This window comes from Gemmatimonadota bacterium, from assembly GCA_016712265.1.
GTDB lineage: Bacteria > Gemmatimonadota > Gemmatimonadetes > Gemmatimonadales > Gemmatimonadaceae > RBC101.
Map to the genome: position 1 here is coordinate 1 of JADJRJ010000006.1, position 21,744 is coordinate 21,744.

General features: G+C 67.6%; 22 protein-coding genes and 5 pseudogenes. 9 read left to right on the forward strand and 18 right to left on the reverse strand.

Annotated features, from left to right (window positions below):
- Positions 1 to 155: 155 nt before the first annotated feature.
- Entirely contained in the window at positions 156 to 647 is a 492-nt protein-coding gene (locus tag IPK85_00615) for a 1-acyl-sn-glycerol-3-phosphate acyltransferase (GenBank protein MBK8245906.1), read from the reverse strand.
- A 140-nt stretch (positions 648 to 787) separates the two neighbouring features.
- Positions 788 to 2,157, reverse strand: a pseudogene (locus tag IPK85_00620) (MFS transporter).
- Positions 2,158 to 2,205: 48 nt separating this feature from the next.
- Here IPK85_00620 and IPK85_00625 point away from each other — a divergent pair.
- Both IPK85_00625 and IPK85_00630 read left to right on the forward strand, forming a co-directional pair.
- A complete protein-coding gene (locus IPK85_00625) occupies positions 2,206 to 2,922 on the forward strand; it encodes a hypothetical protein (GenBank protein ID MBK8245907.1) in 717 nt (238 codons plus the stop codon).
- Positions 2,923 to 2,932: 10 nt separating this feature from the next.
- Positions 2,933 to 3,136 (forward strand): hypothetical protein, encoded by a 204-nt coding sequence (locus IPK85_00630; GenBank protein MBK8245908.1) that lies wholly within the window; start codon positions 2,933 to 2,935, stop codon positions 3,134 to 3,136.
- On the opposite strand, the gene IPK85_00635 is transcribed toward IPK85_00630, so the two are convergent.
- From IPK85_00635 to mnmG, 14 genes and pseudogenes are all read right to left on the reverse strand, one after another.
- Positions 3,121 to 4,056, reverse strand: a complete 936-nt coding sequence (locus tag IPK85_00635) for an ABC transporter permease (protein ID MBK8245909.1) — start codon at positions 4,054 to 4,056, stop codon at positions 3,121 to 3,123. The genes IPK85_00630 and IPK85_00635 overlap by 16 nt on opposite strands.
- The gene (locus IPK85_00640) at positions 4,053 to 5,102 is read right to left on the reverse strand and encodes an ABC transporter permease (GenBank protein ID MBK8245910.1); all 1,050 of its coding nucleotides are present in this window, start codon (positions 5,100 to 5,102) and stop codon (positions 4,053 to 4,055) included. The genes IPK85_00635 and IPK85_00640 overlap by 4 nt, the downstream gene beginning before the upstream one ends.
- Before the next feature lie 4 nt (positions 5,103 to 5,106).
- On the reverse strand, positions 5,107 to 5,544 hold the full coding sequence (locus tag IPK85_00645; GenBank protein MBK8245911.1) for a hypothetical protein: 438 nt from the start codon (positions 5,542 to 5,544) through the stop codon (positions 5,107 to 5,109).
- A 13-nt stretch (positions 5,545 to 5,557) separates the two neighbouring features.
- A pseudogene (locus IPK85_00650) lies at positions 5,558 to 6,767 on the reverse strand (MFS transporter).
- A complete protein-coding gene (locus tag IPK85_00655; GenBank protein ID MBK8245912.1) occupies positions 6,764 to 7,426 on the reverse strand; it encodes an ATP-binding cassette domain-containing protein in 663 nt (220 codons plus the stop codon). Before IPK85_00655 ends, IPK85_00650 begins: the two are co-directional and overlap by 4 nt.
- Positions 7,427 to 7,713: 287 nt before the next feature.
- Positions 7,714 to 8,211, reverse strand: a pseudogene (locus tag IPK85_00660) (ATP-binding cassette domain-containing protein).
- On the reverse strand, positions 8,205 to 8,984 hold the full coding sequence (locus tag IPK85_00665) for a Nif3-like dinuclear metal center hexameric protein (protein ID MBK8245913.1): 780 nt from the start codon (positions 8,982 to 8,984) through the stop codon (positions 8,205 to 8,207). Before IPK85_00665 ends, IPK85_00660 begins: the two are co-directional and overlap by 7 nt.
- Positions 8,981 to 9,973, reverse strand: a complete 993-nt coding sequence (locus tag IPK85_00670) for a BMP family protein (protein ID MBK8245914.1) — start codon at positions 9,971 to 9,973, stop codon at positions 8,981 to 8,983. Before IPK85_00670 ends, IPK85_00665 begins: the two co-directional genes overlap by 4 nt.
- A 20-nt stretch (positions 9,974 to 9,993) precedes the next feature.
- Positions 9,994 to 10,425 carry a polymer-forming cytoskeletal protein gene (locus IPK85_00675; GenBank protein ID MBK8245915.1) on the reverse strand — a complete coding sequence of 144 codons (432 nt, stop codon included), beginning with the start codon at positions 10,423 to 10,425 and terminating at the stop codon, positions 9,994 to 9,996.
- Between the two features lie 8 nt (positions 10,426 to 10,433).
- Positions 10,434 to 11,381: a ParB/RepB/Spo0J family partition protein gene (locus tag IPK85_00680; protein MBK8245916.1), complete on the reverse strand. Its 948-nt coding sequence runs from the start codon at positions 11,379 to 11,381 to the stop codon at positions 10,434 to 10,436.
- 57 nt (positions 11,382 to 11,438) lie between these two features.
- Positions 11,439 to 12,244, reverse strand: a pseudogene (locus tag IPK85_00685) (ParA family protein).
- 588 nt (positions 12,245 to 12,832) lie between these two features.
- Positions 12,833 to 13,372 (reverse strand): hypothetical protein, encoded by a 540-nt coding sequence (locus IPK85_00690; GenBank protein ID MBK8245917.1) that lies wholly within the window; start codon positions 13,370 to 13,372, stop codon positions 12,833 to 12,835.
- 137 nt (positions 13,373 to 13,509) lie between these two features.
- Positions 13,510 to 14,841 carry a hypothetical protein gene (locus IPK85_00695; protein MBK8245918.1) on the reverse strand — a complete coding sequence of 444 codons (1,332 nt, stop codon included), beginning with the start codon at positions 14,839 to 14,841 and terminating at the stop codon, positions 13,510 to 13,512.
- A 4-nt stretch (positions 14,842 to 14,845) separates the two neighbouring features.
- Positions 14,846 to 16,771 carry a tRNA uridine-5-carboxymethylaminomethyl(34) synthesis enzyme MnmG gene (mnmG, locus tag IPK85_00700; protein ID MBK8245919.1) on the reverse strand — a complete coding sequence of 642 codons (1,926 nt, stop codon included), beginning with the start codon at positions 16,769 to 16,771 and terminating at the stop codon, positions 14,846 to 14,848.
- Between the two features lie 62 nt (positions 16,772 to 16,833).
- Here mnmG and IPK85_00705 point away from each other — a divergent pair, with 62 nt between their 5' ends.
- Positions 16,834 to 16,971 (forward strand): hypothetical protein, encoded by a 138-nt coding sequence (locus IPK85_00705; GenBank protein MBK8245920.1) that lies wholly within the window; start codon positions 16,834 to 16,836, stop codon positions 16,969 to 16,971.
- Positions 16,972 to 17,044: 73 nt separating this feature from the next.
- Here IPK85_00705 and IPK85_00710 read toward each other — a convergent pair whose 3' ends face one another.
- Together IPK85_00710 and IPK85_00715 are read right to left on the reverse strand one after the other, a co-directional pair.
- The gene (locus tag IPK85_00710; protein MBK8245921.1) at positions 17,045 to 17,371 is read right to left on the reverse strand and encodes a hypothetical protein; all 327 of its coding nucleotides are present in this window, start codon (positions 17,369 to 17,371) and stop codon (positions 17,045 to 17,047) included.
- A 97-nt stretch (positions 17,372 to 17,468) separates the two neighbouring features.
- Entirely contained in the window at positions 17,469 to 18,194 is a 726-nt protein-coding gene (locus tag IPK85_00715) for an alpha/beta hydrolase (protein MBK8245922.1), read from the reverse strand.
- Between the two features lie 279 nt (positions 18,195 to 18,473).
- On the opposite strand from IPK85_00715, the gene IPK85_00720 reads away from it, so the two are divergent.
- The 6 genes and pseudogenes from IPK85_00720 (at position 18,474) to IPK85_00745 (ending at position 21,744) form a co-directional block, all read left to right on the forward strand.
- A complete protein-coding gene (locus IPK85_00720; GenBank protein ID MBK8245923.1) occupies positions 18,474 to 18,872 on the forward strand; it encodes an arsenate reductase in 399 nt (132 codons plus the stop codon).
- A 54-nt stretch (positions 18,873 to 18,926) separates the two neighbouring features.
- Entirely contained in the window at positions 18,927 to 19,391 is a 465-nt protein-coding gene (locus IPK85_00725) for an ABC-F family ATP-binding cassette domain-containing protein (protein ID MBK8245924.1), read from the forward strand.
- Complete coding sequence (locus tag IPK85_00730; protein MBK8245925.1) at positions 19,382 to 19,903, forward strand: ABC-F family ATP-binding cassette domain-containing protein; 522 nt, start codon at positions 19,382 to 19,384, stop codon at positions 19,901 to 19,903. The genes IPK85_00725 and IPK85_00730 overlap by 10 nt, the downstream gene beginning before the upstream one ends.
- Positions 19,869 to 20,828, forward strand: coding sequence for an ABC-F family ATP-binding cassette domain-containing protein (locus IPK85_00735; GenBank protein MBK8245926.1), 960 nt, complete (start codon positions 19,869 to 19,871; stop codon positions 20,826 to 20,828). Before IPK85_00730 ends, IPK85_00735 begins: the two co-directional genes overlap by 35 nt.
- A gap of 101 nt (positions 20,829 to 20,929) precedes the next feature.
- Positions 20,930 to 21,112 (forward strand): hypothetical protein, encoded by a 183-nt coding sequence (locus IPK85_00740; GenBank protein ID MBK8245927.1) that lies wholly within the window; start codon positions 20,930 to 20,932, stop codon positions 21,110 to 21,112.
- A gap of 209 nt (positions 21,113 to 21,321) precedes the next feature.
- Positions 21,322 to 21,744 (forward strand): annotated as a pseudogene (locus IPK85_00745) (hypothetical protein).

Below are 21,744 nucleotides of genomic sequence, written 5' to 3' on the forward strand. Positions count from 1 at the left end.
CGCGGCGGAGTTCCTCGACCTGCCGCGCGCGATGCGCACGGTGTCGCCCAGGGAACGTCCGGGGTGGTGAGCGGCGGTGTCGTCCCGAAGAGGCGGCTCAGGGTGCGGGACACCCCAGCACCTGACGGGCCGCGGCGGATGGGGAAGTTGGAGGGTCACGGCACGGAGCCTTCGTCCACGCGTGCGGTGAGCGCCCGCACCCGGTCGGTGGCGTCATGCACGTCCGACGCGGCGATCGGGGTGCCGACGAGGAGCACGCGGGATCGTGGGCGTCCCTTGGCCTCGAAGGTGAGGCCGACCGGGACGATCGTGACCTCGGGCACTCCGCTCGCGAGCGCCTGCGGGGCCATGCGCGCACAGCCGGTGCGGGAGTGGGGCGAGGCGGGTTCGCTGTGGTTGATTCCCTCGGGGAAGATGAGGATCATCCCCTCGCCCCGCAGGGTCTCGACGATGGCGTCGAAGGCGCCCTCATTGCGGCCCGCGGTGGCGCTGCACCGGATCGTTGGAGCTTCGTCCTTCGCGCGACGCAGCGGCACAATGCCCACGGCGTGCACGACGAACCGGGTGATCAGGTGGTCGAGGAGCGTGGCCTTGGCGGTGAGCTGCACGCGCCGTGGCACCAGGGCGCCGACGACGAGGGCGTCCACCGGGCGTTGTTGTGGTTCGCGGCTAGGATCACCGGGCCGTGGGAGGGGATGCGGTTCAGCCCCTCGTCCTCGACCCGCCGGTAGAACCAGCGCACGGCGACCCGCATAACCACTGCTGCACGCCCCACGGGGACCGCATCTTAATGCGGCTCGGCGACGACGACGCCCTCCTCCGCCTCGCGCGCCATGCGACGCCCGGCCTCGACGTCCACGCGCGACAGCAGCCACGCGCCCACGGCGAAGAAACGCAATCACCCGGAGAATCGCGGCCCGGCTGCTCCCCCGTCGCCCAGATCGTCAGGGCAAAAAGCAGGGCCCAAAGATGTTGGCAAACTTCTCGAAGACGGAGAAGCCGAAGAACTCCCCGGACTTGTGGGCCGGGACCATGCTGGAGAACAGCGACCGGCTCAGCGCCTGCGTCCCGCCCTGCACCATTCCCACGAGGCCGGCGAGAATGTAGAAGTCCCGCGCGCTGCTCGCGAAGTACCCCACGATCGAGATGGCGGTGTACGCGAGCAGGCCGATGAAGATCCGAGGTCTTGGCCCCGATCCGGTTGGCGAGCATGCCAAAGAGGGAAGGCGAACGGAATCCCGACAAACTGGACGATGAGGATCGCCGTGATGAGGGCACTGTCCGGAATCCCGATCTCCTTGCCGTAGGCGGTGGCCATGCGGATGATCGTCTGGATCCCGTCGTTGGCGACTAGGAACGCCAGCAGCATGAGGAACGCATGCTTGAAGGTGCGGAGCATCCGCACCGCCTCACCCAGGCGCACGAACGGCGTCACCAGCAGCGACCGTACCCCACCTCGTCGGCCTCCGTGGCCCGGGCGGTTCCTTCACGTGCCGGAGGATCGGCCAGCTGAATACCAGCCACCACACGGCCACCGAGAGGAACGCGAGCCGCACGGGGAGCGTGGCCTAGGCGGGGGTGAGACCTCACCGCTCGGCAGGCCGAACAGCGCCGGGTTGAGGATCCACGCGATGTTGATCGCCAACAGGACGCCTCCGCCGACATACCCGAACGCGTAGCCCGCACTCGAGACCCGGTCCACTTCCTCCGGCTTGGTCAGGTGCGGCAGCGCCTCGTAGAAGACGATGGTGGCGGTCGCCCCGACGGTCGCGGTGATGTAGAGCCACGAGGCAAGGGCAACGTCGCCTCGCTCAGGAAGAACATGCCGGCCACCGCGGCCACGCCGAGCAACATGAACCCCGCGAGCATGCGCTTCTTGGCGGCGGCGACGTCGGAGATGGCTCCAAGCACCGGTGACAGGATGGCCACGATGACGGCCGAGATGGCGTTAGCACTGGCCCAGCTCGCCGTGCGCGAACTTTCGGCCATGTCCGCGGCCACCACGCTCACAAAGAAGATCTGGAAGACCGCGACCTGGATCGTGGTCTGGAAAGACGAGACCGCCCAGTCGTACATCGCCCAGGCGCGTAGGTCCTTGCGATGGAGGCCAAGGCGCGTCAGCCAAGGGAGTGGTGGGCGTGTTAGGCACGGCGGCATGGTGAGGGTGGCGATTGACGCCACGGTCCGGGCGCCCAGATTTGCGGCATGGGTGTCTTCCCTCGCCGATGGCTGGTCGCCGTGCTCGCCATCGGGGCGTGCGAACGCCCCGCCGTCGAACGCGCCAACGATACGGTGCTCTCGACGGTGCCGCCACCGCCACCTCCCGCGGTCGCGCCGATTGTGACGGACGCCGCCTGGGACACCGCGGCGGGGCTGGCCTTCCTCGTGATGGGGGCCCACGCCGACCAAGCCGCAATGGTCGTCCCCTTCGTGGACACCGCGGCCTCACTCGACACGATGCAGGTGCCCTTGGCCCCGTGGCGCGGGGTCGCCTTCGACTTCTTTCGCCAGGGACAGTCCATCGGGACTGCCAGCGCCGGCGATTCCATCGCGATGGATGCGCCGGACGACTGCTCGGCCTGGCCGGCGCTGCGCGTGACGCGTGGCGATTCCACCGGGTGGACCGTGGCCTTTCCCACGGGCCGCTTTGCCGCGTTAGCCATGGACTCGCTCGCTGGGCTTGCGCCGCGCGACTCCGCCGGACTGACGCGCGACCTGGCACGGGTGGCGTCCGCCGCACCGGGGGACACTGCAGAGTTGATGCGGGGGCTTCCGTATGTCGTGCATCGCGCGTGGCGCACGACCCTGTCCAATGGCCGGCAGGTGGTCATGGCGGAGATCGACCGCACCCTGAACCGAGGAGGCGAGCCCCGTGCACGAGCACTTGCTGCTCGTAGCCGAGCGGGACACAACGGCTGGTAGCAGGTGGGAATTGGCCTGGTCAGAGCGCATGGTGGGCGGCGAAGAGGCGATCGAATCGATGGAGCTGATGGTGATCGGGACCGCCCGCGGTCGCTCCGAGCCCATCATCCTGTTCGCGCGGTACCTCGGCGATGGCGTGATCTACGCCGTGCTGCAGCGCGAGGGCAGCGGCGGCTGGCGGCTCCGCTGGACCAGTCCCTACGTCGGGTGCTGACGCCTAACGACCGGACGCTGCCTCACGCCCCAACCCGCCGGGCGCGCGGGCGCGCCGAGCCCACCGGCGAGCACGGCCAGGGTGACGAGGTAGGGCAGCGCGACGAACAGCTGGTACGGCAGGTTGGACCCGCCCGCCTGGAAGCGGTATTGCAGCGCCGTGGCCGCGCCAAAGAGCAGGGCCGCCGCCAGCGCGCCATGCGGGGTCCACCGCCCGAGCGCGACGACGGCCAGGGCGATGAACCCGCGCCCCGCCGACATCTGCTCGGAGAAGGTGCCCACCTGCATCACCAGGGCGGCCCCTCCCAGCCCACCAAACAGGCCACTGCACAACACGCCACGCCATTGCACGCGTCGCACATTGATCCCGGCCGCCGTGGCGGCGGGAGGGTGTTCGCCGACCGCGCGCCACCCCAGTCCGGCCCCGGTGCGATACAGGAACCACCAGGAGCCTGCGGCGGCGGCATACAACAGGTAGGTCAGGATCGACTGGCCAAACAAGGCAGGTCCAACGAGCGGAAGCTGAGACAGGAAGGGGAGGGCCAGGGGCCCGAGGGTCGGGATATCCAGTGCGGCGCCACCGGGGCCGAAGTACAGCGGATACAGCACCCCGGTGGCACCGTACGCCCCGAGCGTGATCGCTGTCCCCGTGATGATCTGGTCGGCGCGCGCGACGAGGACGATCACGCCGAAGAGCAGGGCCACGGCCAGTCCGGCGCCTGCGGCCACCAGCACCCCGGCGGGGGCACCAAACGCGGCTGACCCGACCACGGCGCCCAGGCATCCCGCGATGATGGCCCCTTCCAGCCCGACATTGATGATCCCGGTCCGCTCGCAGAGCGTCTCCCCAAGTGCTGCCAGCGCCAACGGGGTCGCGGTGCGGACGCTGGCGTCGAGGAAGGGAGCGAGGGCGTCCATCATGCCGCGGCCACCACGCGGTGCTGCCTGGCGCGCCACACGACGACCGACAGGATGACCGCCGCCTCGAGCACCGAGACCAACACCGCAGGCACGCCGGCGTCTCGCTGCATGGAGGCCGCACCGGCGGCCAGCCCGCCAAGGAATGTCCCGCTCACGAGCACGCCGATCGGATGCAACCCGGCCAGCAGCGCGACCGCAATCGCGGTGAACCCGTAGCCTGGGGAGAGGTTGTCGTACAACGCGCGCGTCACCCCAAGCACCTGCACGGCACCAGCGAGTCCGGCCAACGCCCCGCTCCAGAGAAACACCTGGGTGGACAACCGGGCGGTATCAACCCGACCAGCCACAGCCGCAGCGGATGCATTGGCCCCGAGGACGCGAATCCGGAATCCCCCGGCAGTCTGCGTGAAGTACCGGTGCAGCACGATGGCCAGCACCACGGCGAGTGCGAACCCCACGTGCAGCCGCGTCCCGGGCAGGAGGAGCGGGAGTTCGAGCGCGCGCGGGATGGCTGCCGACTGCGGCAATACACGTGTAGGCTCCTGGAGCGGTCCGCGCACCAGCCAACTCACGACGTTCAAGGCGATGAAGTTCACCATGATCGTCGTGATCACCTCGAGCACCCCGAACCGCCGCCGCAACCAGGCGGGACCCGCCGCGCAGGCGGCCCCCGTCACCAGTCCGGCCGCCAGCACCGGGACGATGCCAAGTGGCCCGAGCGTGTCACCAAGTGCCAGGGCGACGGCCGTGGCGGCGGCCGCACCACCCAGCAGCTGTCCGTCGGCGCCAACATTCAGGATCCCGGCCCGAAAGGCGAGTGCGACGGCCAGCCCGGCGATGATGATCGGGACCGCGCGCACCAGGGTCGACGATGCAAAGACTCCCGGCGATGCCACGGCCCCGCGCACCATCGCGCCCAACGCCGCGCCCACGTCAAAGCCCCCGAGGGCCAGGAGGAGCGCCAGCAGCGCGACCACCCCGGCCGCGGCCCCGAGCGCGGGCCCCGCGTGCGCGATCCATCGGGGAACACGCGACGGCGTGACCACGCGCCTAACGATTACGGGGGAAGACCCGGTAGTTCACCACGCCGGAGTCACAGACCGTCTGCGCTTCCGAATACGGGATGGCAAAGTACGTGTAGGCCCGCACCGTGCTGCGCACACGCTGGCAGGGAATCGCCCCACTGCTGTCCCCTCGCGCGGCGAGCGGCAGGGTGTCCACCCGCATCACGCGCGTGGCGCGGACCAGCCCGAGGCGCTCCAGCGGGTGATTCCACAACGTGCGCGCGATCGACTGCGCATTGAACGCCTGCGCCTGCGCCGACGTGGGCAGGTGCGCGATCCCATTCCCGATCACCCAGCGCGGCACGGCGGCCCCGAGCGTGAACACCACCACCTTCCAGGCCACGCCGATGCCGAACAGCACGAGCCACGGACGCCAGCGGCGCCGCTGGGTTCCTGCGGGAGGAGGGGTTACGTCGGGGGCCATCGCCACAACCTATTCAACCGTCGCTGGTCGCAGTCAGTGCCCGGCGACTCGACTCATCACGGGCCAACCGGCGCATCGCCAGGATGCCCAGCGCCGGCCCGATGGCGAGCGGCATGTAGGCCATCTCCCATCCCCACGCGGAGCTCCACCCGGGCACCAGCCTGATCGTGACAACCGTCAACAAGAACCCCAATGCGGTCTGGATGGTCACGCTGGTGCCGACGTACGCGCGGTCCGACCATTCAGTGACCGCTGCGGAAAATTGCGCGGAATCCGCAACGATGCTCATACCCCACATCAGCGCCACGGCCACCAACACCACCGCTGGGCCGTGCATGAGGGGCCCAATGGCCAGGGCACATGCTCCGCTCACGGCCATCGCGACAATGCTCGTTTGTGCCCGGCCAAGCCGATCGGCAACGAGCCCGGCCCACACACATCCCACCCCACCGGCGCCAATGGTCAGGAACAAGAGGGCCGCCGCGCTCGCGGTCGGCCAACCGCGCTCACTGGCAACGGCTCCAAAGAACAGGCCGATCGAGCTCCACATCGCGTAGAGCTCCCACATGTGTCCGAGATAGCCACCGGTCGCCAGCATCACCTGGCGGTTCCGCCACACGCGGCCGAGCGCCCGGGGGTCGAACGGCACCGATGGCGCCTGGTGCGGCCCCTCGGTCACCCGCCAGGCAAACACGACCGCACCCGCCGCCGCGCACGCGGCAGCGAGCAGCTGTAAGCGGCGCCAGTCGTCCGGGGCGACCGCCAGGCGTAGCAAGTGCGGCACCGCCGAGCCCAACGTGGTGCCGGCGACCAGCACGCCAATCGCCAGGCCGCGGCGCGTCAGGGTCCAGCCAGCGGCGATCTTGATCCCCGGCGGATACACCCCCGCCAGGGCCATCCCGACGACGAGGCGACAAACCAGCGCATGCGTCATCCCGATTCCCGGCAGGACCTGGGGCCGCCGTGGCCAGCGCGGCTACCAAGGCGCTCCCGGCGGCGAGGCGGCGCGGACGCCAGCGATCTGCGAGCAGGAAGGCCGCGGAGATCATGCTCCCGGCGACAAAGCCCAGCTGCACGGCGAGCGTAAGCCACAACGGATCACCTGCTCCCCACTGTTGGACCATCAACGGCGCGGTCACGGTGGCACTGAACCATGGCGACATGCCCAGCACCACGGCGACCACGAGGATCGCCGTTTCCCGCCCGGCGTGCCGCGTGCTCATGCGACCCGTGGTGCGCTCGCCCCGATCATCGCCCGCCCGATCGTCTCGCGGTCACCAGCAATCTCCTGCACCCGTCCGGCGTGCACGACCCACACCCGGTCGGCGACCGACAGCACTTCATCCAGGTCGGTGGAATAGCAGACCACGGCCACCCCGGCGTCCGCAGCTGCGCGTAGTTGGTCAAGCACCGCGGCCGTGGCGCGCACATCCAGCCCTCGCGTGGGATTCTCCGCAACGATGGCGTCGGGCCGCGGGTCGAGTTCGCGCCCAAGTACCAGCTTCTGCTGGTTGCCGCCCGAGAGGGTGCCCACCACGTCATCCACGCTTTCCGACCGGACGTCGAACGACTGCCGGACCTGGTCCGCCCGCCTCGCCACCGCGTCCCAGTCCAGGGCGCGCGCCGTGGAGAGCCCCCGCAGGGCAAGGTTTTCGGTGAGCGTGAACTCGAGCACGGCCGCGTCGCGGTGCCGATCCTCGGGGATGAACGACACGTCGCCGGGCCGTTGCACCTCGCCCGAGGTGGCCGCCTGCCGGCCCGCGAGGAGTCGCAACAGGGTCGCCTGGCCGGCCCCCTCAACTGCAGCGATCCCCAGCACCTCGCCGGCGTGGACCTCGCCTGTGGTCGGGTGGAGCAGCACCTGGCCCGAAGGAGCGAGCACGCTCGCGTTGGTGAGGAGAGGACCACCGGTCCCGCGTGACGCTCGCCACGTCGCGGGGCGAACGTGCCGACATCACCGCCGAGCATGGCGCGCACCAACTCGGTTTCGGGACTGGCCGACGCGGGGGCATCCCACACCGTGCGACCCTCGCGCAGGACGGTCACCTGGTCAGCCACCGAAAGCGCTTCGCGCAGTTTGTGCGTGATCATCACGATCGCGCGGCGGCCATCGGCAACGAATCGCCGCATCCACGCCAGCAACGCCTCAACCTCCGGGGGCGCCAGGACCGCCGTCGGTTCGTCGAGGATGAGGACGCGCACGTCGCGCGCCACCGCCTTGAGGATCTCCACGCGTTGTTGCGCCCCCACCGGCAGGTCACGCACGAGCAGCTCGGGATCCACCACCAGGCCGGTCTCGTCCCCCAGCGCACGCACGCGCGCCACCGCCGTACCGCGTCGCCATCGACCACCATCGCCTAACGACACATTCTCGGCGACGGTCATCGCCGGCACCAGGGTGAAGTGCTGGTGCACCATCCCGATCCCTCCCGCGAGGGCATCGGCCGCGTTGCGCCAGGTGTGCGCGGTGCCATCCACACGCACCGTGCCCTGGTCCGGTGCCACCAGCCCGAACGCCACGCGCATCAAGGTGGATTTCCCGGCGCCGTTTTCGCCCAGCAGCGCGTGGACCGTGCCCGGGCGCACCGCCAGGGTCGCACCGTCGAGCGCCGCCACGTCACCGAATCGACGGGAGATGTCGCGCAGCTCGAGCGCGAAGGTCACGATCCCGTGGGGAGGTACAAGAACTCCGTTGGGAGGCCGAACTCCCTGCCCACCAACTCGAGCAAGGCCTGCACCCCGAGCGTCTCGGTGGCATAGTGACCGGCGTAAATCACCGTCACCCCCAACTCGGCGGCATCGACCGTGGTGTGGTGCGGTCCTTCGCCGACGATCAGCGTGTCGATGCCACAGGCGCGAGCCTCGCGCAACGTGGTGGCGTCTGCACCGGCCCCGGTGATGACCGCCCATCGATGACAGTGCTGCCCCGCGACCTCATGAGACGCGCGGGCACCGCCGCCGAGCGCGACCGAAAAGGCATGCGCCCGCGACAACAGATCCATGAGTGGCAGGTCAGCTTCACCCATCACCCCGATCGGTACTCCCTGGTACTGACCGAACCGGCCGCTGACCGTCAGGCCGAGTCGTCGCGCGAGCTGCGCGCAGTTCCCCAGTTCGAGGTGCGCGTCCAGGGGCAGGTGCGAGGCGTACACCGCGATGTCGTGCGACAGCAGGTCACGGAGTCGCTCGTAGTGATGACCCACCAGCCGCTGGTTGCCGCCCCAGAACATTCCGTGGTGCAGCAGCAGGAGGTTGCCCCCCGCGGCGATCGCCGCATCGATGGTGCGACGCGAAAAGTCGACGGCGGCGACCACCTTGCGAACCGGCCCCTGGTGATCGAGCTGTAGGCCGTTGAGTGCTGGCGGATAGTCCGGGAACCCGGACGACGCCAGGCGCTCGTCCAGGAGGCCCGCGACCTGCGCCGCCGTGGGCACGCTCACTTGGTCGAGTCCCGCGAGGGGACGGGAATAACCACCGATCCGGCGGCGAGTGCCGCGACCACGGAATCCACCGCCGTGCGGGCCGTGGCGGGGAGCTGGGCCTCCACGGCAGGGTTCAAGACCAATCGCACGACGCGACTCGCCGTACCCAGCGCGACCACGCGCGGAACAAAGGTCCCTGCTTTCACTTCGCGCGCGATATCGATGAAGGCCAACGGCAGGTCGATCAACACGCTGCCTAACGTCACCTCGGGAGCGATGCTATTCTGGTCGGCGTTGGAGCCGAAGACCCAGGCTTTCTTTGACTCCCGCGCGGCCTGGAAGACCCCAAGGCCGGCGGCATCGGCGTTCTGGAAGATCACGTCGACCCCGGCGGCGATCTGTGCCAGGGCCTGCTCCTTTCCGGCGGTGACATCGTCCCAGTTGCCGACGTAGGAGATCGAGACGCGGATGTCCGGCTTCACGGATCGTGCGCCGTTGGCAAATGCCTCGAACGACGACTTCACCGGCGGCAGCTCCGTTCCACCGATCGCCGCGAGGCGGCCGGTCTTCGTCATGTGAGCCGCGAGGACGCCGGCCGCATACGAGGGTTCCTCGAAGGCAAAGCGAATTCCCGCGAGGTTGGGCCCGGTCGTGCTCCCCGATGTGGTGATGAACAGGGTCTTCGGGTATTCGGGAGCGACGCGCATCGCGGCGTCCTGGAACTCGAACCCATGACCGAAGACGACGCGGTATCCCTGGGCGCCGTATTGCCGGAAGTTCTCCTCGAACTCCGCAGGGGTCTTCGTCTGGATGTGACTCACCCCGGCCCCCAGCGAATCACGGATGCGCAGGAGTCCATCGTAGGCCCCCCCGTTCCATGACTTGTCGCTGATGGGACCCGGCGTGAGCAACGCCACGCGGAACGCGTCGCTGGCCGGGGCCTCGCTCTTCTGGCAGCCGAGCACGACGGCAAGGACAGCGAGGGTGGTGCAACGGATCAGGCGCATGAGACGGACCCCTCGTGAGGTCAGGCGTCGGCCGCGAGGCGGATGGCCGGGGAGCCCTGTGCACGGGCGGCGGCTTCGCCCATTCGGACGGTGCCGTTGATCTGCCCGCCTTCGAACACCACGATGCTGCGTGTGTTCACGTCACCTTCAATAGACGCCGTGGCCTGAAGTTCCACCCGCTCGGTGGCGACGATGGAACCGACGACCTTGCCGCCGAGGACGGCGTCTGCGGCGTGGATATCGCCGAGGATGACGCCGGACTTGCCGAGGAGGACCTGTCGCGCGCCGCGCACGGCACCCTCGATGGTTCCCTCGACCTTCACGACGCCGTTGGATTCGACATTGCCGACGATGCGCATGCCGGCACCAATGACGGAGACGGTGGCTTCGCCACCGGCGGATTCGGAGCGGGTCATGGTTCGCTCGTTGCTGGGCTTGTTGAAGATGGACATGGAGGGGCTCAGGCGTCGTCGAGGGGAGTTCCGAGGACCAGCTCGACGAGGCGGTGGAGGTCGTCGGCCGAATAGAAGCTCAGCATCACGGCTCCCTTGGAGCCGGGCTGGAAGTCGATGCGGACATCGGTCTGGAGTCGTCGGCGCAGCAGTTCGGTGAGGCGCCGCAGTTCGGCGTCGTGGGCGGAGGCGCTGCGTGGTGTGGCGGGCGTCGCCGGCTTGCCGGAGGTGGCGGCCGGCCGGGTGTCGTGGGCGAGCCGCTCGACCTGGCGCACGCTGAGTCCCTCGTCGACCGTCCGCCTGGCCGCCTCGATCATGGCGCGCTCGTTAGGCAGGGCGAGCAGGGCGCGGGCGTGGCCGAGGGTGAGCTGGCCCTCGCGGACGAGCTTGCGGATCCCCTCGGGGAGGGTGAGAAGGCGGAGGAAGTTGGCGACCGTCGAGCGGTCCTTGCCGACGGCGTCGGCGACCTGCTGCTGGGTGTGTCCGAAATCGCGGGTGAGGCGTTCGTAGCCGAGGGCCTCGTCGATCGGGTTGAGGTCGGCGCGCTGGAGGTTCTCGACCATCGCGAGGACCAGCATGTCCCGGTCGTCGAACTCCTTGACGATGGCGGGGATGGCGTTCCAGCCGAGCCGGGTGGCCGCGCGCAGGCGCCGTTCACCTGCTACCAACTGATAGGTACCTTCGGCCCCCTGGCGGACCGTGATCGGCTGGAGGAGCCCCGAGGTGCGGAGGCTCTGCTCGAGCTCCTGGAGCTCCTCGGGGTTGAACGAGCGCCGCGGCTGGTACGGGTTGGGCTGGATGGCGGCGATGGGCAGCTCGCGCAGCGCACTCGGCGGCGCGGCCTCGGCCGCGGCCGGTGGAGTGGCGGCGGCTGGGGCAGCGGCGGGTGGTCCGGCGGCAGCAATGAGGGCCTCAAGGCCTCGTCCGAGGCGTCGCGGCTTCTCAGCGGGGGTCATGGTTCAGGGAAGGTGATGGCAAGCCAGTTGTGCAGATGTGGAAGCTGGTGTGGAAGGTCAAGTATGGGGTTCGACCGGCCGATCAAGAGAAACGTACGTTTGTGTTCTGCTAATAACCTCCTTTGCCAATGACAGATAGGTCGATGAACCCACTGAAGCAATGTCGTAGGAGATGATAGGCTTGCCGAACGACGGAGCCTCTGCGAGGCGCACGTTTCTGGGGACAACTGCGTTGAAAACCTTGTCGCCGAAGTATGCCCGGGTATCGGCTGCGACCTGGCGAGAGAGGTTGAGTCTGGCGTCGAACATGGTGAGGAGGACGCCGTCGATGACCAGTTGGGGGTTGAGCCCCTTCTGGATCAGGTCAATGGTCTTGAGCAGGTGCGAAATCCCTCGAGGGCGAAGTACTCGCACTGGAGCGGGATCAAGGCTCCATCCGCCGCCGTCAGCATGTTGAGGGTTATGAGGCCGAGCGATGGTGGGCAGTCGATGAGGATGAAGTCATATTGGGGCCTCAGCTCAGCGATCGCCTTTCGCATCTGGTGCTCGCGACTTTCGACGCCGACCAGCTCGACCTCTGCGCCGGCCAGGTCTGGGGTGGCGGGCATCAGGTCGAGCTTGGCGAAGTGAACGCCTCGCCGGATGGCCTCGGCAACCGGGCAGAGCTCCAGGAGGACATCGTAGGTGGTGTAGCCGATCTCCTCGGGCGTGATCCCCAGCCCGGAGGTCGCATTCCCCTGGGGGTCGGCGTCAATCAGGAGCGTGCGCTGCTCAGCGGCAGCCAGTGAGGCTGCGAGGTTCACGGCGGTCGTGGTCTTTCCGACGCCGCCTTTCTGGTTGGTAATTGCGATGACTCGTGACACGCCGGCCGCTGGTGGATCTGGGGGGCGGAATATGGACGTCATCAGGGCAGGGGGCTAGGAGTGTTTCACGTGGAACTTCCATGGTCGCCACATCTCCGGCGCCTACCGCCTACCAGGCAGGCCAGTGTTTCACGTGAAACGAGGCAACTCCACAATGTGGACGCCCTGTGGATTACCGGCCCAGCTGGCTGTCAGGGTAGGGGACCATGAACGCAATCGGCCCAGCACAGACCCCGCCGCGTGGGCACTGCACGTAGCTTCCAGCCCGGAAGTTCACCCTGAGAGGCGCTAGTCCATGCGCAAACAGCCAACTCCGACCGGAATGCTGAAGTACCCGCCTGACGGCTTCTACCGGGTGCATCCGAAGGACATGACGACCTGGAAGGCCTGCAAGTGTGGCCCGTCGTGTGGGCTCAAGCCAGGAATATGCCTCACCCGGGGTTGCCGGTGTCCCGCCTGCTTCTGGGCGAATCCCGAGAACCCAACCTTCATCCGGTTCCTACGTCACGATCTGGATGATCCTGTTTCGTAGTCCAGCAGCAGCGCGAGTCTGACCGCGGTTCGGTGGGCTCTGCCGAGCCTCCGATGTCAGGGTCTAACGCTCCAGTCGGCCAGGGCGGAATCCCGGTTGATCGGGACAAACACCGGCGGTGAGCCTGCGCTCCCGTCGGCGGACCGCAGCAGGTACCACGGGCGCCGCGGATCCCGGAGCGCCTCGTGGCGGGCGTTGAGATCGTGCAGGTCCTTGAGGTACACGTTGGAGCCCCAATCCCGGGCGAGCAGTCCGACCCAAATGAAGGTGCCGGCCCGGTCCTCGAGGACTCGCTGCTTACATCGGGCGGAGTACGGCCGCCCAGGGAGCGCTCGTTCTGACTGGTCCGGCGACCAAGGCGACGGGACCAGCCTGGCAGAGTCTCCCACCAGCCGACTCCAGTCCGTCGTAACGGAGCCCGCGGCCCGCTCCTGACGCACCAGCGCCTCGTCCAAGGCACATGCGTCAACGCTCCGGTAGATCCACTCTGCTTGCGAGCGCGACACACCAACAGCCCATAAACGAGCCATCAACTGTGAACCCCAGCTCTCACGCACCAGAACCACCGCATCGCGCACACCAGACTGCTCGGCCATGCGAGTCACCGGCCACCTGAGGGGGCCGAGCCCGGCCGCGTACTGGCGCCCTCGGTCGCCCATGACGCTCATACCAGCCAGGGCGACCGCTGCTATGGACGCTCCGACCACAAACCCACGGGTCCCGGGCCATCTCCTCACCACCGCCCCGGGCGCCCGAGCGGCAAACCACGCGCAGAACGGCACCAGCAGGAAGACGAAACGGGGGCCCAGGAAGAACCCATCATGCCAGTAAAGCCCATACAACCCGCACACCAACAAGCCAGTAAAGAGCCAATTTCGCTCAAACAGCCGCCCACCCACGAAAGCAAGGCGCCGAGCAATACGATCAGCAGGCTCGGGAGCGGGGTCTCGAAGAGATAGGTCTGCAGCCGAAGGAGATAGAGGCTCACCAGCTCCACCCCGGTCGCCGGCGTGTGGGGCATCCCCCACGGCGACGCGTGGAAGCCCAGCCCGTGCTCGGCGCCCCACAACTTCTCGTACGCGAAGAGCAGGGGGTCCCCAGTCGTCGCCTGGTTGTACCACAATAGAAGCCCAAGCGGGATCGACATCGCGCACAACATCGCGATTGCATGTGCCCATCGTTCGGTGCCGCGCACGAGGCGCCAGGCCACCCACGCTCCGATCGGCAGCGCAACCGCGAGGGCATCCACCGGTCGCACCGTCGCACCGAATCCCAGCGCGAGGCCAATGACAATCGCCATGGCGATCGACGCGCACTCCGCATGACGCGTCGCACCCCACCAGGCGAGCAGGGCCAGGCACAACGTCCCCACGTGGTTCATGTGGGACGCGGCCATGAACGCCATGAACGGCGCGAGGGCAAACACCACGACGCCGCCTAACGACACCGCCGCACTGGCCCCGGAACGTCGCACGATCGACCAGAAGAGCGCGACACTCACGCCGCCCAGTGCCGGTCCCACGAGCCACGGGGCTCCGAGCCACACCCCGGGCACCAGCAACAACGGTCCCCCCGGGGGAAACTGGGCATACCACTTTCCGTCGGCATCGAGCACATGCAACGCGCTCGTGAACTCGGGAAAGGCCGGAGCGTCGAGGTAGAGCCGACCCTGGGCAAAGATCCTGGCCTGGATCACCTGCGCGATCTCATCCAAATGGAGCGGCGTCGCGTCGAAGACGAACCACGCGATGCACGCATACAGCAGGAACGCCAGGCCGCCGAGGAACGCACCCGCGCCGACTGGTCGGCGCATGGAGAGGTTCGCCAGCGAGTCCCACCATCGCGCCGTGAACGAAATCCTTCGACCGAGGATGGCGGTGACCAGCCCTACTCCAACGACAATCGCGGTCCCGCTCAGCCACCCACTCGCCACCTGCGCGTACCACGGCGCCTGGCGGCCGCCGGGGATCCAATTCACGATCGGGAAGAACCCGAACGCCACCAACAGGGCAGCCAGGAGCCACCCGGTGGGGGTCCGGCGAAGGTTGGGGGCGGGTTCGGTCACATTGTCAGGACGTTTCCCCTGCCGCACGTGCAACGCGCCGCCAGCGTTCCACCTCGAGCACGATGTTCTGGAGATCGGAAGGGCTCACTCCCGGGACGCTGGCCGCCTGCGCCAGGGTTCGCGGCCGGAGTCGGGCCAGCTTCTGGCGCGCCTCGAACGAGACTGAGCGCATCTGTTCATAGGGCACCTCCTCCTCCAGCTGAAATGCCCCCATGCGCTGGAGCTTGTCCGCCGCCGACCGCTCGCGGGTGAAATACCCCGCGTACTTGATCTGCAGCTCCGCGCTCACGACGGCGTCGGCGCTGAGTCCTGCTCCAACCCCGGATGCGCGCAGGAGCGCGCTCAACTCCACCCCCTGCCGACGCGCCAGCTCCACCACCTTGACCGAGTGGGGAATCGGGCTGCTCGCCAGGGACGCCAGGAGCGGATTCGCGATATCCGGCCGAATACTCGTCTCGTCGGCCAGGCGAAGCGCCTCATCCTCGCCACGCATGCGCTCCGCCGCCATCGCCTGCTCGGCTTGTGTCAGCATCCCGAGGTCGGAGGCGAGTGGGGCCAAACGGCGAATGGCGTTGTCCTGGCGCACCGTGAGCCGGAACTCGGATCGCGAGGTGAAGAGCCGGTAGGGCTCGTCCACGCCGCGGTGCACGAGGTCGTCGACGAGGACGCCGATATACGACGTCTCCCGACCGAGCGAAAACGGCGGTCGTCCCTGCGCACGCAATCCTGCGTTGATCCCCGCGACCAGTCCCTGCCCCGCAGCCTCCTCGTACCCGGTGGTCCCGTTGATCTGCCCGGCGAAGTAGAGCCCGGGAATCGCCCGCACCTGCAATGACGGGTCGAGCTGTGTGGGCGGGAAATAGTCGTACTCGATGGCGTAACCCGCCCGCGTCATCCGGACGTCGCGAAGGCCAGCCACCGAACGCAGCACCTCGAGCTGCACCTCGGCAGGCAACGAGGTCGACATCCCGTTCACGTACAACTCGGCGGTGTCGTGCCCCTCGGGCTCAAGGAAGATCTGGTGGCGTTCGGCAGCCGGGAACTTCACGATCTTGTCCTCGACCGAAGGACAGTACCGCGGTCCCATCGCCCCAATCGCGCCGCCGTACATCGCCGACTTGCCGATGTTGTTGGCGATGATCTCCTTCCCCTCACTCTCAAGGAAGGTGATCCAGCAGTTTAGTTGCTCTGGATGACGGCTGTCGCCATTCTGGCGCCTAGGAGTCGCCCAGAAGTGTGACCAGGAGTAGTCGAAGGCTTCGACCTCGGAGTGCTGTTCCTCGAGGGCGGAGTAGTCCACCGACCGGCCGTCGATGCGCGGAGGGGTGCCCGTCTTGAACCGTGCGACGGTGAGCCCGGCCGTCTCCAACTGCTCGGCAAGGTGCGTTGACGAGTTCTCCCCCGCCCGTCCGCCGGCGATGCGCGTTTCCGTCCCGATGTGGATCCGGCCGCGGAGGAAGGTGCCTGTGGTGATGACCACGGCCTTTGCACCGAACTGTCGGCCTTCCAGGGTGGCGACGCCGTGGAGTTCTGCGCCGTCGATCAGGAGGCTGGCGACCGTTCCCTGGATCGTGTGGAGCCCTTGCTGTTCCTCGATCAGCGTCCGGGCGGCGCGGCGATACAGCCCGCGGTCGCACTGGGCTCGTGGGGCCCAGACCGCGGCGCCCTTGCTCCGGTTCAGCATTCGAAACTGGATCATCGCCAGGTCAGTCGCGCGGCCCATGATCCCACCCATGGCATCGACCTCTCGCACGACCGTTCCCTTGGCCACACCGCCGATGGCCGGATTGCACGACATCTGGCCGATGGTCTCGAGGGCGCTCGTGATCAGCCCCACTCGGCAGCCCAGTCGGGCGGCGGCGACGGCGGCCTCCGTGCCGGCGTGGCCGGCCCCGACCACAATGACGTCGAAATCCTGCTCGGTACGCATGGGGCGAAAGCTACTGCGATCGGTCGCTCCGCTCGCGGGCGGGTCGGGTTAGACTCCCCCCCATGCCGCTTCCTCTTGCCGCCGAGTATCCGTCCCTCGTCATTCGCCGCGAGGCGTTTGAACGCACTGGCCTGAACCGGACCGCGTTCGATGAACGCCCTGGGCTGACGGATGAGGAGTTCCGCGTCGAAGGGGCCTGATTGTCATCGGACCTATCCATGAAACCGATGCCCCGCCCCAGGTCATAGAGGAACTGGAGCGGGCGGGGCTCACCTACTTCGACGACTTCTTCGACCTTTCGGGGAACTGGCCGGCCTGGCTGCGGCTCTTCGCCATGGGTTCATAGGTCACCGGATCGACGTCGGTTGTCAGCGGCCCGCGTCGCAACAACCCTACCCATCCGCAGCGCAAGCACCAGCTCTTGCGGAACCACGGCAGCCAGTGGTCGTGTAGGCGCGAGGCCACGCGCACCGTGGGCGCGTCACAGTCGATGCACCGATCTCCCTGTGGCAGCAACACCAGGAACACGAAGGTGGCCGCGATGACGCGGAGGACGAAGAGTCCCCCAATGACCGCGACGAATATGGTGGCTTCGGTCATGGGTCAGTGGGCAGACGGCAGACGGCAGACGGCAGGAAGCCGCGTGAAGCGTGCCTTGTAGCTTACCGCGTCTCCAGCACCATGGACAGGTCGTTGTTCAGCTGTGACACGCCGAACTCGATGGCGCGTCGCTCGCAATAAGACGATGTCCGCCACGGTACCGCGCCCTCCACGAAGCCGACGTGTCCTCCGACATCAACGAACTCCGTGACCAGCGCCGAATTGCGTCGGGCAATTCCTCGACGTCGTATAGCAGGTCCGGGGGATGAAATGGATCGTCGTGCGACGACAACAGGAGCGTCGGGACGCGAACGCCTCCCAGGAAGTTGATGGCGCTGCTCTGACGGTAGTAATCGGCGGCGTCGGCGAAGCCATGCACCACGCTCGTGTAGGCATCGTCAAACGACCACATCGAGTTGGAACGGCGGATCGCCTCCGGATCTGCCAGGCCGGGAACTGCGCGACCTTGGCGAGGGCCTTTGGACGGAGCGTCTTGAGAAACCAGTTGGTGTAAAACGACGTGGGTGTCGAGGTGCTGGCAGGATCGTGCCAGGTCAAACGGCACGCTAATGGCCGTGGCGGCGGTGATAACCCCTTCGAGCGCCTCGCCCTGTTCGCCGAGGTACTTGAGGAGCACGTTCCCGCCCAGCGAGACGCCGGCCACGATGAGCGGCGCGTCGGGCCGCCCGTTCTTCAATCGCTCGACAACCATCGCCACGTCCGTGGTCTCGCCGCTGTGGTAGGAGCGTGCCTGGCGATTGGGTTCGCCGCTGCATCCGCGGAAGTACAGGGAGATTGACTCCCAACCCCGCGCCGCCGCCAACTTCAGGATCGGGAGGATGTAGTGCGAGCGGAGACTACCTCCAATCCATGCAGCAGGAGGAAGGTCGGGGCGTCGGGTGAGGACGCGTCCATCCGCTGGATATCGAGAAAGTCGTCGTCCGGGGTGATCCAGCGCTCACGCCGAAGAGGCAGTGCTGGAAGGCGCCGGGCCAACCGACCCCAGATCGTCTGGAGGTGCGGATTGACCAGCCACGGGGCAGGACGGTACGGGCGATGGCGCGGGGGGTGCATAGGGTGATTACAATGACAGCTCGCGAGGATTCGGGAACCACCCGGCGCCGAGTTTTCAGCGCGAAAGCGCAGCCTTCCTTATGGAAGTCCAGATCTTCGAACGAAGAAAAGCGCAGAAACCTGGAAGGCCCTTCGCTTCTTCAGTGAGCGACGGGTGAAAACGCATTTCGTCGACCTGAACGAGCGGGCCGCCGCTCTGGGCGAGTTGCGGCGGTTCGCCCAGAAGTTCGGGGTGACCGCGCTGATCGACCGGGATTCCCGGCGCTTCCAGGATCTGGGCCTTGGGCAGGCCCGCTACGGCGACGATCGGTGGCTGGAAAAGCTGGTCGAGGAGCCGCTCATGCTAAAAACCCCACTCGTACGTTTCCAGCACCAGTTGACCCTTGGGGTGGACGAGGCGGTATGGAAGGGTTGGGTGGGGCGCTGATGCACGCGAGGCACCACGGGTGACGCAGCTCTCGCTGTCCGGGGTCGGCGTTCAATACGGCGCGACGACCATCCTCTCAGGCGTCACCTGCACCATTGGGGCAGGGGAGCGCTGGGGCTGATCGGGCGCAATGGGTCGGGGAAGACCTCCCTCTTCCGGTTGATCACCGGCGCTCAGGCGCCGAGCGTTGGGTCGATCGCGCGGACCCCCGGGCTCCGGTACGCGGTGCTGGACCAGCATCGCGAGTTCCCTGGCGCGACCACGATCTGGGAGGCGGTCGCCGAGGCGTTCCGCTCGCTCATCGACCTGGAGCTGGACCTCGCCCTGCAGGCCAACGCCCTGGCCGAGGCGGGCGCCCACGCCACGAAGGCGCAGCTCGACCGGTACTCGCGCGACCTGGAGCGGTTCGAGCGCGACGGGGGATACACCTACACATCGACAGTAGACGCCGTCCTCGAAGGGTTGGGTTTCAGCGCGGCGGCCGCGCACGACACCGCTGGTGCACCTCAGTGGCGGTGAACGTGGCCGGGTGGCGCTGGCCCGTCAGCTGGCCATCCCCGCCGACGTGCTTCTCCCTCGACGAACCGACGAACCACCTGGACCTCGAGACGACGGCCTGGCTGGAGGAGTTCCTGCGCACCTCACGCGAGACGCAGCTGATCATCTCACACGACCGGGCCTTCCTCGATCGCGTGGTCGACCATGTGCTGCACCTGGAGGACCTCAGCGCCCAGGCGTACACCGGTGGTTATGCGGCGTTTGTCCAGCAACGCGGCGAGCGACGCCTGTCGCAGCAACGCGCATTCGACAAGCAGAGCAAGTCGATTGCGCGCGAGGAGGACTACATCCGGCGCAACATTGCCGGGCAGAACACCAAGCAGGCCCAAGGGCGACGCAAGCGCCTCTCCTGGCTCCCGCGCCTCACGCCACCCCCAGACGATGCGTCGGCCATGTCCGTGCGCTTTCGAGCCCAGCGCCCGAGGCGGGGACCAGGTGGTGGCCTTCGAGCGCGCGAGCGTGTCGATCGGTGACCGCGTGCTGCTCAAGCCCTTCACCAACTGGGTGCGGCGCGGCGACGTAGTCGGCCTCATTGGTCCCAACGGGACGGGCAAGACGACGTTGCTGCGCACGATCGTTGGGGTGCGGCCGCCCACACACGGCGAGATACGTGTTGGCGGGGCGATCCAGCCGTCGATCTACACCCAGGACTTTGCCAACGTCCCGCGCGACCGCTCCATCTACGACGTGATCGGGGCGTTGCGCCCCATGTGGGAGCGCGGTGCCATCCAGGGGCACCTCGGTCGCGTGCAGTTCTCCGGCGACGAGGTCAAGCGCTCCACCTCATCGCTCTCGGGTGGTGAGCTGGCGCGGGTGGCACTCGCGATGATGATGCTCGACGGGGCCAACTTCCTGATCTTCGACGAGCCGACGAACCACCTGGACGTCGAGTCGATCGAGGAACTGGAAGACGCGATCGAGTCATATGAAGGCACTGTCCTCCTGGTTTCGCACGACCGGGAGTTGCTTCGCAAGCTCGTGACGCGGGTCTGGGAGCTGCGCGACGGCGAGATGCGGGTGTTTGATGGAGACTTCGTCGAGTGGGAGGACTTTCGCGCGCGGGAGCAGGCCACCGCTGCGAAGCGGGCGTCGGACGTGGCCGCTGCCGAGCGCGAACGCGAGAAGGACCAGGCTCGGCTGCGTGCGCGCGACGCGCAGAAGACGAAGTCCTCCGGTCGCGATGCCCGCCGCGACCTGGAACGTGCGGAGGCTCGGGCGGCCGAGCTGGACGCCGAAGTGGCTCGGCTGACCGCGCTGTTGGCCGATCCCGGGACGTACGAAGGCCCGGACGGACGGGCGCGGGCGGAGCAGCTGAACCGCGAACTCAAGGGCGCCACCGCGAAGCTCGCGGAGGCGATGACGGCCTGGGAAGCGGCGATGGAGGCCGCTGGGGGTTAACAGCCCGGTTACTTTCCTGCACAGATGCGCAACCCGTCGAGGCTCGCCCATTCCTCCTGAACTCCTCGCCTGGGGGCGGGTTTATCGCCTTTGTCCTCGTCGTGCTGGCGGTGGACCTTGGCGTCCTCAACCGCAAGGCGCACGTTGTCTCGATCCGTGAGGCGCTGACCTTCACGGCCGGGCTGTTTGTCCTGGCCCTGGTGTTCGTTGGCGTGGTGTACGTGCTCTACGAGAACCACTACCTGGGACTCGGCTCGACGGTCGACAAGCTCGATGGGTGGTGAACGACGGGCGGTTGGCCGTGAAGTTCTTCACGGGGGTACGTGATCGAGATCTCGCTGAGCGCGGACAACGTCTTCGTGATCGCGATGATCTTCCAGTACCTGCGCGTGCCGTCGCAGTACCAGCACCGGGTCTTGCTTGGGATCCTGGGCGCATTGCTGATGCGCGGGACGATGATCCTGCTCGGCGCCACGCTCATCGCCCGCTACCACTGGATCCTCTACATCTTCGGTGCGTTCCTCGTCATCACGGCGTGGAAGATGTTGCGCTCAGGGACGAAGGTGCGGAAAAGGTTGGGGATTCCCGGTCATTGGCTGGGTACGGCGCTTCTTTCCCGTCACGCCAACCTACCACGAACAGCGCTTCTCGATCGTGCAGGGGGAAGCGAGTGCTGACCCCGCTGGCGGTGGCGCTCGTCCTCGTGGAGACGACGGACCTGATCTTCGTGGTGGACCCGATCCCGGCGATCTTCGCGATCACGACTGACCCGTTCCTGTCTTCACGAGCAACGTCTTCGCGATATTGGGGGCTGCGGTCGTCTACTTCGCGTTGGCGGGGGCGATCGACAAGTTCACGTACCTCAAGGTCTCGCTCGCGGCGATCCTGGGGCTTGTCGGGATCAAGATGTTGGTGA

Bases quoted from the DNA above. Each gene is read 5' to 3' on its own strand.
- IPK85_00625 (MBK8245907.1), top strand. From the start codon at position 2,206: ATGGGTGTCTTCCCTCGCCGATGGCTGGTCGCCGTGCTCGCCATCGGG.
- IPK85_00635 (MBK8245909.1), bottom strand. From the start codon at position 4,056: ATGATGGACGCCCTCGCTCCCTTCCTCGACGCCAGCGTCCGCACCGCG.
- IPK85_00645 (MBK8245911.1), bottom strand. From the start codon at position 5,544: ATGGCCCCCGACGTAACCCCTCCTCCCGCAGGAACCCAGCGGCGCCGC.
- IPK85_00670 (MBK8245914.1), bottom strand. From the start codon at position 9,973: ATGCGCCTGATCCGTTGCACCACCCTCGCTGTCCTTGCCGTCGTGCTC.
- IPK85_00675 (MBK8245915.1), bottom strand. From the start codon at position 10,425: ATGTCCATCTTCAACAAGCCCAGCAACGAGCGAACCATGACCCGCTCC.
- IPK85_00680 (MBK8245916.1), bottom strand. From the start codon at position 11,381: ATGACCCCCGCTGAGAAGCCGCGACGCCTCGGACGAGGCCTTGAGGCC.
- IPK85_00690 (MBK8245917.1), bottom strand. From the start codon at position 13,372: ATGGCCGAGCAGTCTGGTGTGCGCGATGCGGTGGTTCTGGTGCGTGAG.
- mnmG (MBK8245919.1), bottom strand. From the start codon at position 16,771: ATGCGTACCGAGCAGGATTTCGACGTCATTGTGGTCGGGGCCGGCCAC.
- IPK85_00705 (MBK8245920.1), top strand. From the start codon at position 16,834: ATGCCGCTTCCTCTTGCCGCCGAGTATCCGTCCCTCGTCATTCGCCGC.
- IPK85_00710 (MBK8245921.1), bottom strand. From the start codon at position 17,371: ATGACCGAAGCCACCATATTCGTCGCGGTCATTGGGGGACTCTTCGTC.